Origin of the sequence: Zunongwangia sp. HGR-M22, assembly GCF_027594425.1 — a bacterium.
GTDB lineage: Bacteria > Bacteroidota > Bacteroidia > Flavobacteriales > Flavobacteriaceae > Zunongwangia.
Map to the genome: position 1 here is coordinate 1,611,002 of NZ_CP115159.1, position 14,483 is coordinate 1,625,484.

Genomic DNA, 14,483 nt, shown 5'->3' on the forward strand with positions numbered 1-14,483 from the left:
GCCCACAGTGCGATAGCACGCGGACTTGTAACAGAAAGCGCGCCCCACGAGAGTGGGGAACGCCCTAATGCTAATTTTAATTATTGATTTGAGCCAAAATGGTTGGATCTTGTATTTTATGGTCTTGGGCAAGCAGTTTCATTTTAGAAATAAGCTCGGCGGTTTTAGGATCGTCATCTACAAAAGGTAAAAACATACGGCCACGATGCTGACTGTGAACCGGCAAGATGGAAAGCGCTAATCGGTTTTTGCTGACCTGCGCACTGCCTAAATGTATGCTGTATTCGCCAAGTTTTCCTTTAATGAGAATATGTCGATTTTTAACTTCAATATTATCAAGTTTAAAGAGTTTGGCAGATTCTTCGGCTAGAGCTGCACGCATTTCCATGGTGCTGTGGCTGGCTTCCGGATCTACACCACCAACGTGAGCAACACTAACCACCAAATCGATATCACGCATAATTTCGCTAAAGACTACTGGCGGAATTTCGCTAAGCGGAATAGGTTGATAATCGGTTAACGAGTGGAAGCAAACTTCTTCTAAAGTTGGCGCTTCTACGTCTGAAGGTGAAAACCAATCGGCCATGGCGTACATGGTAGCCATAAATCCGCGTTGGTGATATACTTTTTGCAAACCTTCATCGTGGTTAACTGTCCAGCCCCGGCTGCGTAATAAGGCCACGGTTTTATTGGGTTGAATTTGATGCCCTTCGTAGCGTTTCGATCTATAACCGGTTTCTTTTTCTTCTTTGGTGACTACATACAACTCTCTAAATACCTGTTTAAAAGGTTGTACAATGCGCTCGGCAAATATGTGTTTTTGGTATACATCCCACTCTACCATTTGGTAAAGGTGAGAAGGATGCGCAATCACTAACACGTCTTCTTCTGCTAATGCATGTTTTTTACCAGAAGCATCGGTTAAAGTAGCTTCATGATAAAAACCGCTAATTTCTTTTTCCGGAGAGCATAACACCAATTGATTGAGCATCGCTTTTACAATAGGATGCAGCATAAGCTTATGAATCTCTGCTGCGGTAAATTGATCTTCGTTTACCATTGCATTTTCTAAAGACAAACGCGTTCTTTTGTATTGCTGTGTTAAATAGGTTTTATGTTCTTTTAACGCAATAACCGATTTTTCTTTGCGATATTTTGCCGGAATATTTTTAAGCGGTTTGCCCGCTTTGGTTACTTGGATACTTGCTTTACCTAACTCATTAATAACCAATTTTAATTCGGTTTCATCGAGCGTTAGAGTTGCATTTTGCATAATTTCTTGCGTAGCTTTTGCTTCCATAGCCCAACTGAAACGTACACGGTCTTGATAGCCGGCGTTTCTAGATAAATTGTCTAATGCAATTTCTACGGCTAATTTCTCGCTTTCTTGACGCTGCGCTCCAAACTGTTTGCTTTCTTTTAAAAATTGTTGCAACAGATTGTAGCGTTTTAATAAATCTTTTTCGGGTACGGTTTTACTAAGCGGAATTAAGCCTAAAGCACGCACATAATCTTTATCGCGTTTTTCTTTAATTTTCTTTAATGTAGCGGTAATTTTTACTTCGCCCAGCATAACGCTAGAATATAATTTAACTTGGCGGTGGCCATTTCCGTCAGAAATATATTTGGCTGCATCGTGTAAAAGCTTCCAATTCGATTTTCCTAAATCTTTATACACTTTATTGAACCAATCAATATCGATAGCGCCAATGGCAAAATCTGATTTTGGAATGTTAGAATATCTGGAAATGATCGTTTCTTTTTCGCTACTCATATAATCTGAAACGTGCGCTTGAAACCACCAAACGGCATCTTCTAACTTTTCTAAGCCTAAATATTCTCCTACATAGCCTACCCATTGCGTGGCGTAACACGCCAATTCGATTAAGCGTTTTTTAGGGATTTTCGCCTCATCGGCAAGTGCTACAAAATCGGCATAACTTTCTGATTCTTTAGGAACACTTTTTCTAAGGATAGCGCTAAATTTAGATTTTTTACTGTCTCCATAATAGCTATAACCACGCTCAAAAGATTCTTTACCTAAGCGCTGTAAAATTTCAAATACATAATGAGTGCCCGCTACTGTTTGTATATGGGCAATATAATCTGAAGCCTCTGTAGCTAAATCTCCACGCTCTAATTCTATTTGTAATAAATTAGTTTTTAGCGGTAAAAACACCTGTAGTGGAATAGGATTTTTAGGTATTTTGCCACTACGTACTCGGTAATTTAAACCACCGTCTATAATGGACATTAATTCTCTAGAATATAGCGCCTGAAATAAGAGATCGTCATCATTAATTATATTTTTTTGATGTAATTTAATGGTGGTTGCTATATCGGGGTTAGGCATATCCCTAGCGTTTTTAATTTTCTGTGAAGCTACATCTCGAACTTGTGAAACTGGTTTAGGGTGTCCTAAATATTGAGCAGTTAAGTATAGGTGTAAATCCCAATACCTTTTTAGTTGTTCTAGATTGGCATTATCTAATTCATTTTCATTTAAGGGAGCAATAAGTTGCGAAGCAATAATCGTCCAATTGGAAGATTGTATGGAATAATCATTTTGTTTAAAGCCAGTTTTTTTACAGTCTTCCGGAAAATTAGCAATCACATCTTCTAATAGATCTAATTTGAAATTAATCATATTAGGCAGATCTTTATAAGCACTGAAAAGTCTATTTAAAACTCTTAAGTATAATTGATTTTTTCCATAATACGAACGCGGATTATGGTCTATAGTTAATCCTTCTAGATTAGGAATGTACTGTTTGGCAAAAGGAATAATCTTGCCGTAAGTGCCGAAAGGATTGCTGGCATTGGCTATAAAACGTATCGCCATATACATTTCATAGTCGTTTAGTTTACTGTTTTCATACCATTCTATCCAAATATTGGCTAGCGGAATATTATGTAATTCTTCTAAAGGAGTTGGGTCTTCTAGTTGTTTAATATCGTGAATTCCCTGTCCTAATAATGCAGTAACAATTTCTCCCTGATAGCCTTCTCGTTCATATTCATAATTACGCTGATTATCGATTAACATAATCAATTTATTTACTTCAACTATTATTTTTTCGGCATCTACAAAAGCTTTTAATTTAAAGCTTTTACCGGCTGAAGTAACGATACCCAGTTTATCAAAAAAGTTGGGTTTATTTTCAAATTTTGATTGTGGTATATAAAGTGGACTTAAATTACTATAATCTACAGCGCCAAAGCCATTACTAAAGGTATTTGCATTTTCAGACTGGTTAAACTTGTCTAAAAAAACTTGTTCGTTTTTGGTGTGTTTAGGGCGCTCTTTATACCGTTCAATTTGTTGGTTTATAAACTCAGGGTATTGATTGTCGTTATCTAAAATTGATAAAATTTCAAGCCCTGCTAAACGCTGATTTACATTTTTAGCTTCTATTAAATGAAGGGTAGTGGTTTGTAAAGTTTGTTCCGGTTGATGAACCACTAATTCTATTAAAGCAGAACGTAAGGTTTTGCTTTTTCTACTTAGCAATTCTTCGGTTAGCATTAATTCTTCTTCATATAGCGGCATCATATAAAATAGTTGAATACCGGTAGCCATTACTGTTTCGTTACGGTTTTTTATGGCTTGATGTGCTAAATTTCTTTTCCAAGAACCTCGCTCGTAATCGTAATTTGCTTGCGGATTTGGTACATTTTTTTTGCCCCAATAATATCGATGACTGTTTGGGAAAACTTTGCGAATATAATTTTCCCTATGTAGAGAAGGTAAATTATCTATATCATCAGAAAGTAAGGCTAATTGTTCTTCGTTAGCATTTTGGATCAGAAAGTTGTAAAACGATTCTGATGGAGGTTGAAAATCATACCACGAAAATATTTTGCCTATTTTTTGTGATTTACCGTTATCTACAGTTTGAGCAACTTCATAAATTCGCTTAAAAGTATCGGTATCTAATTCAATTTGAGGCAAATTTAAAATCATCCAATGATCGATAGCCGGGTCGTTCCCTAACTCTTTTTTAAAGTAATCTACAATAGAATAATTAGTCCGATTGGTTTTTGATACAAAATAGAGCGCCACTAGTTTGGTGTCTCTATTTTCTGTTTTGTAAACTAGGTTTAAGGCTTTTTGATTAGCGACATCTACATCTATAATTCCTACCGCCCAAAGCGCTACATATACCTCTATGTTGTCTTTACTTTTAAGCAGCTCATCAACATTGTCAATATTATAGATTAAACTTTCAGCAAGCTGTAAAATTCGGTTAACGGTAGCCTTTTTAGGCGCTTCCCAATTAAAACCAAACCATACGTTTACTGCACGAATTACACTGCTAAAACGAGCTAAATCATTTTCTAAAATAAGATTGATAATGTATTTAAGTGCCCCCAGATGGGTTTCATCTAAAGTTTCTAAAATAGTTTGCCGTAAGCCTTCTTGGCGTTGTGCAGCAAGAAGCAAATTACCTACCAGTTCCCAGTTTTTTTGTATTGGAGTAAGTAATAGCCCTTTGATAAGGTCGTGACTTACACCACCTATTTCGTCTTCACCCTGAATAATATCATCTACAACTTCATCTACAAGTTCTGGTTTATGTACCAAAATAGCAGCAAAAAAATAGCTATTTCCTCTGTCGTAGTAAGTGCTGTATTGTAGTTGTTCTTGAAGCGATAATCCGCCCATTCCTAAACGGCTAATGCTTAAAAAGCGTCTAAAAATGTTGATTTTTTTAGTAAGTAGCTCGAAAGTATGTTTAGACCGAAAGGCTTTTCGAGAATAACCATCTTGGTAGGGTAGGGATTCGATAAGATGCCACATCACCCGTAAATAAGAAGCTTGAATGGGGCCGAATAAAAATACGCCTAATTTCATTCCTTCCTCACTCGACCAAGGATTCATAGTTTCGGGTTCAGCAAAACTATCTACTAAATCGTAAGTAGTATAATAATTGTATTTGTCTTTATTTATTCTAGAAAGTACCCAGCCTAATTTTTGATAGGGTTCTGAAAATTGACTAAAATCCTCTTTTTTTAATGTGGGTTTTTTAAAAGTAGCTACGTATTTATTGGCTTGTTCTGTAGGTATCATAAGTTAGAATCTTAAGCTTTGTTTTGCGTTAATCGATTTTAGCCGAAGTAAGTTCTTCGTTCATTTTATATCTTAACGCAAGATAGTAGGAGCTTAGTTGATTTAACTCACGGTATTTAGGGATTTTTTTCTAAAAATATAAAATCATAAAATATTCCCCCTTGAATAAGTAGGGGGGAATAATTTTTTACTCGATAATCTATATTAAATGCTCCGAAGCTTGCCTCGAAATAATGAAGATTTTTCTGGTAAATGTCTCATGAATTTGTCCTGAGATAGTTTACTTAAAAAAATCTTTGTTCATTTTAACGAATTTTACACCACTTGTTCTTCCGTTGTCTATTTCAAAACCTATAATTTCATTGTCATTATTCCGAAGGTATTTTAAGGATTCAATAGGGTATCCGCCGGAAAAAGTATCTTCTGTAAGATATTCAATTTTAAGATTTTCAGGAAAAAGAAAACTTGAAACTTCTAATACTTCATCTTTTAAATGAATATGATATACGGTTTCAATTTCTGCACTATAAAAACTTCCGGTAAAATCGGTAAGATCGATACTTTCTGAAATTTTTATTTTTTGTGCTTTATGCATTCCATGCTGAATTAAAGTTAAAGAATCTGCAGTACCGTTTTTGTTTAAATGAAATTTCACCTTAGCATTTACTCCCTTTATTTTAAATAACGAATCAGATTCTGCAATAAGATCTATTTCTGGTTGACCCGTAGCTTGTATATAGATGCGATCTCCGTTTTTCATAAAACTCATCACAAAAGATTGCATTTCTTCTAAGGAATATTTACCTAAAAGTTTTTCGAATTTGGTTACATCGTATGCAAATTCTTCATCTTCTGGATTATTTGAGGCTATTTTAGTTGCGGTATGATTGCCGTTTTGCATCAAAGTTAAATGATCTGCTGTTCCGTCTTTTTTCAAATGAAATTTAACTCGAGCATCTACTCCTGCAATTTTAAAGATGGAATCAGATTCAGGAACAAGATCTATTTTTGGCTGTCCTGAAGCCTGGGTATAAATTCGATTTTCATCTTTCATAAAAGAAAGAATAAAATTTGGTGATTCGTCTAATGCGTATTCTCCAATTAATTTATCGAATTTCTTAAGATTATAGTCACCAGGTTCACTAGTTGTGGTCTTTTCAAAATCTTCTTTAAAATAAATATCAGCAATTTTATTAGCCATTGAATTACTATTGAAAGCAGCATTATTACTTTGCATTATAACTGCCCCATCAAATTCAGGAAAATACATGAGCATTGATCGATGGGCTGCATCAGCACCGGCGTGGTGTATCATGATTTTGTCTTTATAACTTTCAATAAAAAGACCTAATCCATAATGAGTAGAATCGCCGTCTTTCAGAACAAATGATGTTGTCATGGCTTCATAAATTTCCTCGCCTCCTAATTGATGAGATTTGAAGTTTTTAATCCATTTTTTAAAATCTGGCAGGGTTGTATAAATTCCGCCAGCTCCCCGAGAGTATTGCAAATCTTCAACTTCTACATATTTTCCGTTATCGCCAATTTTGTAACCAGCTGCACGATTAGGAATAATCTCTTCGTTAGAAGCTCTAACCCGAGTATCATTCATATTTAAAGGGTTAAATACATTTTCTTTCATCCATTTTGGGAAAGGTATATCGGTAACACGTTCTACCACCAAGCTGAGTAAAATAAACCCCGTATTGTTATAATTGAATTTTGTTCCCGGCTCGTTTTGTAATTCAGATTGATTTTGGATACTTCTAATAATTTGTTCTTTACTAATTGGTAACGTAAGATCGCTACCGGTAAGACTAAACAGGTTTAAATACTCTCGATATCCGTTAGTATGTGTTAATAGGTTGCGTAAAGTTACTTTTTGATCGAATTCAGGTAATTCTGGAAAATACTTTCGTACATCATCATCGATGTTCAATTTACCTTGTTGCTGCAATAACATAATCGCCATTGCCGTAAATTGCTTGGAGGTAGAACCAATATTGGTGGGAGTAGTAGTTTTAAACGGAATATTATAGCTAAGATTAGCCATTCCATACGCTTTTTCTAAAAGTGTTTTTCCTTCTTTTAAGACTAAAACTTCAGCGCCGGGAACATCTCCGGTATACCCAATTAATAACTGATCGACTTTTCCCTCTGGAGTTTTGGCAACAGGTTCTAATTTTAAAATTTCTATGCTATACGTACCAGAATCTTTTTTGAAGGGCACTACTTCAAGTCGGTAATTCCCCTTTTCTTTGGTTTTAAACATAAAGAAGTCGGGTCCTTTAGCGTCTTTATCAAATTCTTCGATGAATTTATTTTCCGGAGAATATAATTTTACTACTCCGTCCATGGTTTTTTGCTCTAATTTCCCATAAACGAAGTAGGCGGAATCTAAAGCGATTTGATAGGATTCAGAACTTTCTGAAGTTTTTAGTTCTCCTGAAATTGGCTCGTTTAGCTGAAGTTTTTGATTTTGGGCACACAGATGCACAGCATTCAGCATTATTAATAAAACAGTAAAGAAGTTAGTTTTAGTCATGGATTGATGATTTTGATTGATGATAAAATTCTATTTCTTGATTGGACGATTTTTTATTCCTAAAGGTTACAAGAAATCTTCTTTAAATATAGTAATCTTTTTTCTGTCTGTATGTCTAGTTAAGCTTATACAAATAGTCCTTGTATCTAAATTTTTAGATAAAGCTTAAATTATTGTAAACATTCTAAACATTTGTAAATGAATATAGAGTTATTGAATAATATAAAATTTACATAGCTGGTATTATAATAATATACAATTCAATTTAAGGAAATCCAGGAACAACAGGGCTTCAGGTACTTTTGTGGCGTAAAAATTATAAACCACAAATTTCATTATGCAAAAATTTTATTCTTTATGTGTGCTATTTTTCTTTTGTTATATTAGTTATGCCCAAAATGGTGTAAAACTTCAGGGGAAAATAACTACAGAAGACGGAGAGCCTATTACAGGAGCTAATATTACTATTCCTGAAATTTCAAAAGGAACAACATCAGATTATTCAGGAGATTATCAAATTCAAGCTATAGATAAAGGAACTTATACGGTAAAGGTTTCTTTTATAGGATATCGTACGTTGACTAAAGAAGTGACTCTAAATACCAATACTACACTTAATTTTAAATTAGAAGAGTCGGCTTTCGAACTCGAAGGTTTAGTAGTAACCGCACAAAAAAGAGAGCAGAAAAATAAAGATGTTCCTATTGCGATCACTTCTTATGGAAACGAGTTTTTACAAAAACAAAATATACAGGAATTCGATCAACTTTCAGAATTTGTTCCGGGATTACAAATTCAATTGCAAAGTGCAAATAACCCAGGGATTGTAATTAGAGGAATTACTAGTGATAACGGAGATTCTAGAGTAGAGCCTCGAGTATCGGTTTTTCAAAATGGCGTTTCTATTAGTAAATCTAGAGGATCGGTAGTAGAACTTTACGATATTGATAGAGTAGAAGTATTAAAAGGACCACAGGGAACATTGTTTGGTCGTGGTGCCGAAATTGGTGCCATGCATATTATAAACAATACTGCAAAAAATGAAAATTCTGGTAAGCTAACTTTAGGTTATGGTAATTTCAATCAGTTTAGAGCTACAGGTTACGTAAATACTCCACTTGTTAAAGATAAATTATTTGTAAGACTAGCAGGAATTTACAGCAAGCGTGACGGATTTATCGATAATCTTTCTGGAGGCGACTTAAACGGAAAAGAGACTTTAGCTTTTAGAGGATCATTGAAATATATGATCGGGATGAATACCACACTTGATGTGATTGCCAACTGGCAACACGACACTCCTCCGGGAACGGCTTTTAAAAGTGGGACTTATGCACCAATAGGTGGAGATACAAATCCAACTCATTTTGCAGATTTAGAACGAGGAAAAGAATTAGGTTTAGATCGTACGGTTTATGACATTACAGCAAACTTAAAACATCATATCAATGAGAATTGGGATTTCACTTCGATTACAGCGTATCGTGAATTCGATTCTGATGAAGCTTTTGATGCTGATGGTACCGCAGCTCCTGCTTTATTTTTTCATGAAATAGCCAAAGGAAAACAATTTAGCCAAGAGGTTCGTTTCAATTTTAGTGCAGATGATAAACTACACGGCTTTTTTGGAGGAAACTTTTTCTTTGAAGATGGATCACAAGCTGCTCCGCTTATCACTAACGAGCAAAGTTATGGCGCTTTAATTTTAAGTTACTTAACCGGAAACCAAGATTTATTTATGGTAGATGGTGTTCCTCAATTCTTCCCAGCCATTCCAAACGATCCAGATACTTTTGGTCAAGCAGCCGGAGCTCCCTTAAATGAAGCTAATCGTGAATCGTATACCAACTATGGTAAAAATTATTCAGGAGATATTTTTGCAGATGTATCGTATTCAGTTATTCCTAGTCTTACTTTTACCTTAGGTTTACGCGGAACTTGGGAAAATATTAATGCAGGTTATGAAGTGGATGATGCTGAAACGCCAAGCTTTATTGGTGCTTTATTAAGCACTTATCCTAATAACTTATTTGCTCCAACCAACGGACGTTTAAAAGCTAGCGAAAACTTTTTATCTGCGGTAGGTCGATTTGCAGTAAACTATGAAGTTTCTAATCAATTTTCAGTATTTGGAAACGTAGCACGAGGTAGACGTCCCAATGTAATTAATATTGATGAAACTGGTGCAAATACCCTAGCAGCAGAAAGTGTTTGGTCTTACGAAGTAGGTGCTAAATCTCTATTTTTAAATAACCGACTTCAATTTGATGTAAATGCCTATACCTACAAGTACCGTCACTTCCAAACCAGTATTACAACTTTCGATCCGGAAACAGGTATAAATACCAATCCAGATGATAGTGGTAGTGCCACTTCATATGGTTTTGAAACGGCTTTTCAATATGCATTTGCTAAAAACAGCAATTTCTTCGCTAATTACAGTTATATAGATGCTACGTTTGATGATGAAGATGAAAACGGAAATGAACAAGAATTAGCAGGAAATACTTTTAGATTAACCCCAAAACACTCGTTTTCATTAGGGTTTAATTATCAACCTTCTATCACAAAATCATTAGATTTATACGTGCGTACTTCTTATAGTTATAAATCTAAAGTATTTTTTGAAGAAACTAATAAACCCGGCGTTTCTCAAGATGCTTACGGACTCTTAAACTTCAAAGTAGGTACAATTATTAATAAAAAGTATGAAATCAACTTCTTTATGAATAATTTTTTGGATGAAGAATATATAATCGATGGTGGTAACACTGGTGGCAGTTTCGGAATTCCAACTTTTATTGCCGGAGCGCCACGCTTTTACGGTGTACAAGCTTCTGTGAAATTTTAAATAGATAGAAATGAAAAAGTATATTTTAATCGGATTTTTATTGCTGAATTTAACCCGCATATTTGCGCAGCAATTAGATAATATTTCATTGAATAAATTAGACGAATATATTGCTTCAAAAGAAGCTTCGGTAAATGATTTAAAACCGAATAACGAAGCGCATATTATTTGGGAAAAAGAGTATCAAAAAACACCAATATCAATTGTGTATTTACATGGTTTTGGTGCAAGCAGTAAAGAAGGCGAACCGGTAATTTCTAAACTAGCAGAAAAATTCGGTTGGAATGTGTATATGTCCCGTTTGCAATCTCATGGTATTGCTGAAGAAGATGCATTCAAAAATTTAACTCCAGAAAACTATATCGCTTCAGCAAAACAAGCCTTAGCCATTGGTAAAAAAATTGGCGAAAAAGTACTTTTAGTGAGTACATCTACCGGCGGAACATTGAGTTTAATTTTAGCTTCAGAAGATAGAGATTTGGCAGGTTTAATTATGTATTCACCTTTTATCGGACTTAAAAATCCGGCGATGGCAGCTATCACAAAACCTGGCGGAAAAGAGTTTTTTATAAACCAGATTGGGGGAGAGGTTCAGCATCAAGATCGCCCAACGGAAGAAGCTAAATATTGGTCTACCGATTATCATGTAAACGGCTATGTTGGCTTAATTAATATGCTTCAGCAGAATATGAAGCCTGAAACCTTTAGCAAAGTAAGTTGTCCTGTATTTCTAGGTTATTATTACAAAAATGAAAAAGAACAAGATCAGGTAGTTTCGGTAGAAGCAATGCTAAAAATGTATGATGAATTAGGAACGCCCGCCGCTGAAAAGGAGAAAGTAGCTTTCCCGGAAGCAGGAAATCACGTGATTGCTTCCGATTTACGTTCTAAAGATTGGGAAAAAGTATATCAAGAAAGTGTTGAATTTATAACCGAAAATATTAAATAATGAAAAAAATACTTCTAGTTGCATTGGCAATTGTCGCTTTTTCTTGTAAAAATAAGTCGACAGAAAAATCGGTAATAGTAGAAAATTCAACTGAAAATAAAACCGAAAATACTTCAGAAAAAAAGGCTGAAAAAATCTACAATTTTGATCTAGAGGGGCATCGAGGTACCAGAGGTTTAATGCCAGAAAATTCGATTCCAGCTTTTAAAAAAGCATTAGAATTGGGTGTGAATACCTTAGAAATGGATGTGGTGATCACCGAAGATAAAAAAGTATTGGTGTCGCACGATTTGTGGTTTAACCGCGATTTTTGTTTAGATTCTGTAGGAAAACCAATTGCAGAAAAAGATTCGATGAGCCTCAATATCTATCAGCATACCTATGCTGAGGTTCAAAAATACGACTGCGGAAGCATCGGGAATCCTAAATTTCCCGAGCAGGAAAAACAGCATGTTACCAAGCCTTTACTGAAAGATGTTTTTGCAATGGCTGAAAATTTTAAAGCTGAAAACAACGTTGGTTTTTCGTATAATATCGAATTAAAAAGTGATCCGCGTGCCGATAATTTGTACCATCCAGAACCTAAAGAATTTTCAGAATTAGTGATAAAAACCATCGAAAATTCTGGAATTCCAAAAGATCGAATTGTGTTACAGAGTTTCGATTTTAGAATTTTGCAGTATTTACATGAAGCACATCCAGAGTATCGGCTTTCTGCTTTAGTTTATCAGAATGGAATTGGTGAAAATTTGGAGAAATTAGGTTTTATTCCCGCTATTTATAGTCCGGAGTATAAAATGATTTCCGAAGAAAGTATCGATTCACTGCATCAAAAAGAAATGAAAGTGATCCCATGGACGGTGAATGATACCACCGCGATGAAGCAACTTTTAGAGTGGAAAGTTGACGGAGTTATTACCGATTATCCTAACCGAGCTTTGCCGTTTCGTTCGTAAATATTTAAAAATATATTCAAAAACCTCTTATTTCAGTTGAAGTAAGAGGTTTTTTTGAGTTTTTTATAAGAAATTAATGCAACGAGACTATACTTTTATCATAATGTTTAATTAACCGCTATTCTTTTCAGAATTAACATAATTTTGATTTTTTTGTCTTTATAATTTCTAATCCATTTGGAAGCTCAAAAAATAAATAATGCCAACGATCTAGCTCTTTTGGCTAGTATAAAGCAAGGCAATCAATTAGCCTTTAAAGAAGTTTACGATCATTATTGGGAGCGGCTTTATATTTATTGTTTCAAAATTTTAAATGATACCTGGCTCGCCGAAGATGTTCTTCACGAAGTATTTACGCAAATTTGGATTAGAAAAGAAGAGCTAGAAATCAACAATCTTAAAAGCTATCTTTTTAATGCCGTTCGTAATAGAGCTTTACTGAAAATTAGAGACAATAAGTTCACAAAATTAGATGAAGCCATCGTGAGCAAACTTGAATTAATCCCGGAGGTTGAACAAAAATTTGATAAGAACGATACGATTTTAGCTATAAATCGTGCTTCTAAAGAACTTCCAGATCGCTGTCGGGATATTTTCTACATGAGTAAAATTCAGCATTATTCTTCAGCTGAAATTGCAAGTCACTTCAACATATCTCAAAGAACGGTAGAAAATCAAATAAGCCTTGCTTTAAAACATCTACGCAAAGAATTAGGAACCACTTTAATAATCCTGTTATTTTCTGGCAATTTATAGCCTAAAGTTAGCATAAAGTTCAGCCTAAGTTAACAAAATATTAAGATCGAATTATTTGAGATTTTGTTGTGTGAAATAAACAGAGCTTTTGTGTCTTGTATATGTAAAGCTAATACACATGACCAAAAGTGAGTTTTTTGATCTCTTAGAGAAGTTTGAAAAAGGGACCTGTAGTACTTCTGAAGTGAAACTTCTAAAGCACTATTGTGAAAAGGCACAGACAAAAGAGGAATCTTTATGGCAGCTTAGCAATAAAGAAGCAGTTAAGATTAGACTTTTTAAAAGAATATTAAAAACTATTGAAGATCAAAAACCGAAGCAGCAATCTATAGGCAAAAGAAGATATTGGTCTATTGCAGCTGTCTTTATCATACTTTTAGGTAGCGGTGTTTTATTAAAACAATTTTTTGGAGAAGGTGAACATCGTGTATTTACTGAAGATCAAATCACTTTAGAACTTCCCAACGGAGAATTGAAAGTTATAGAAAAAAGCGATAGCAATTATTCCCTAACATCGAATGGAAGCGTCCATAAACTAAACAATAGTCAAACCCTTATTTACCATGAGTCTGAAAATTCTAAAGCAGTAGAATATCACACATTGAATGTTCCTTATGGTAAAACCTTCAAATTACAACTAGCAGACGGTAGTAAGGTTCATTTAAACGCTGGTTCTTCAATAAAATATCCATCTCAATTTAGAGAAGGAAAAAATCGAGAAGTTACTTTAAAAGGAGAGGCGTTTTTTGAAGTAGCTCACGATTCTCTTCATCCGTTCTTAGTGAATGCAGATCATCTTCAAATTAGTGTTTTAGGCACCAAATTTAATGTTCAGTCTTATATCGAAGACAAAACTACAGATGTTGTTTTGGTTGAAGGAGCAGTGGCGTTGTCTCCAAATGAAATTAGTGATACCAAAGGTCGGTTTATTTTATCTCCAGGAGAAATGGGTAGTATTATGAAAGACAACAATAGAATTGCAATTACTGAAACCACCCCAGATATCTATATCTCATGGATGGAGGGGAGGCTTGTTTTTCGTGAGATAAGTTTTAATAACATGATAAAAAAGCTGGAACGACATTACGATAAGACCATTATCAATAATAACGAATTACTGGCAAAGGAAAAGTTTAGCGCAAGCTTTGGAAAAATAGAGGTCACGAAGCTATTTGAGAGCTTAAAGAAATACCATGGTATCAATTATACCGCATCTGGAGATACTATTTATATCAATTAATATTCAAAATAAGAACTATGTAAAAACTGTACAATATCACTCAAGTTAGAACCAGACAGTAGCTCAGAAAAACTGAAGCAAAAAAATCGGAAAATGCGGCAACATTTCCCGATCT

The 14,483-nt window shown here is 34.6% G+C and carries 7 protein-coding genes; 5 read left to right on the top strand and 2 right to left on the bottom strand.

Translation table 11 applies throughout. The annotated features are described in order from the left end of the window. Positions 1-76: 76 nt before the first annotated feature. Complete coding sequence (locus tag PBT91_RS07025) at positions 77-5,071, bottom strand: DUF4132 domain-containing protein (protein ID WP_270061068.1); 4,995 nt, start codon at positions 5,069-5,071, stop codon at positions 77-79. Positions 5,072-5,351: 280 nt separating this feature from the next. Then, a complete protein-coding gene (locus tag PBT91_RS07030) occupies positions 5,352-7,616 on the bottom strand; it encodes a serine hydrolase domain-containing protein (RefSeq protein WP_270061069.1) in 2,265 nt (754 codons plus the stop codon). A gap of 337 nt (positions 7,617-7,953) precedes the next feature. On the opposite strand from PBT91_RS07030, the gene PBT91_RS07035 reads away from it, so the two are divergent. From PBT91_RS07035 to PBT91_RS07055, 5 genes are all read left to right on the top strand, one after another. Continuing rightward, the gene (locus PBT91_RS07035) at positions 7,954-10,467 is read left to right on the top strand and encodes a TonB-dependent receptor (RefSeq protein ID WP_270061070.1); all 2,514 of its coding nucleotides are present in this window, start codon (positions 7,954-7,956) and stop codon (positions 10,465-10,467) included. A gap of 10 nt (positions 10,468-10,477) precedes the next feature. Next, positions 10,478-11,416 carry an alpha/beta hydrolase gene (locus PBT91_RS07040; RefSeq protein WP_270061071.1) on the top strand — a complete coding sequence of 313 codons (939 nt, stop codon included), beginning with the start codon at positions 10,478-10,480 and terminating at the stop codon, positions 11,414-11,416. Continuing rightward, on the top strand, positions 11,416-12,372 hold the full coding sequence (locus PBT91_RS07045; protein WP_270061072.1) for a glycerophosphodiester phosphodiesterase family protein: 957 nt from the start codon (positions 11,416-11,418) through the stop codon (positions 12,370-12,372). The genes PBT91_RS07040 and PBT91_RS07045 overlap by 1 nt, the downstream gene beginning before the upstream one ends. 177 nt (positions 12,373-12,549) lie before the next feature. After that, a complete protein-coding gene (locus PBT91_RS07050) occupies positions 12,550-13,128 on the top strand; it encodes an RNA polymerase sigma factor (RefSeq protein ID WP_270061073.1) in 579 nt (192 codons plus the stop codon). Between the two features lie 118 nt (positions 13,129-13,246). Then, complete coding sequence (locus PBT91_RS07055) at positions 13,247-14,368, top strand: FecR family protein (protein WP_270061074.1); 1,122 nt, start codon at positions 13,247-13,249, stop codon at positions 14,366-14,368. The last annotated feature ends 115 nt before the right edge of the window (positions 14,369-14,483 follow it).

Excerpts from the sequence above, each read along its gene's own strand:
- PBT91_RS07025 (WP_270061068.1), bottom strand. The coding sequence starts at position 5,071 with ATGATACCTACAGAACAAGCCAATAAATACGTAGCTACTTTTAAAAAA.
- PBT91_RS07030 (WP_270061069.1), bottom strand. The coding sequence starts at position 7,616 with ATGACTAAAACTAACTTCTTTACTGTTTTATTAATAATGCTGAATGCT.
- PBT91_RS07035 (WP_270061070.1), top strand. The coding sequence starts at position 7,954 with ATGCAAAAATTTTATTCTTTATGTGTGCTATTTTTCTTTTGTTATATT.
- PBT91_RS07040 (WP_270061071.1), top strand. The coding sequence starts at position 10,478 with ATGAAAAAGTATATTTTAATCGGATTTTTATTGCTGAATTTAACCCGC.
- PBT91_RS07045 (WP_270061072.1), top strand. The coding sequence starts at position 11,416 with ATGAAAAAAATACTTCTAGTTGCATTGGCAATTGTCGCTTTTTCTTGT.
- PBT91_RS07055 (WP_270061074.1), top strand. The coding sequence starts at position 13,247 with ATGACCAAAAGTGAGTTTTTTGATCTCTTAGAGAAGTTTGAAAAAGGG.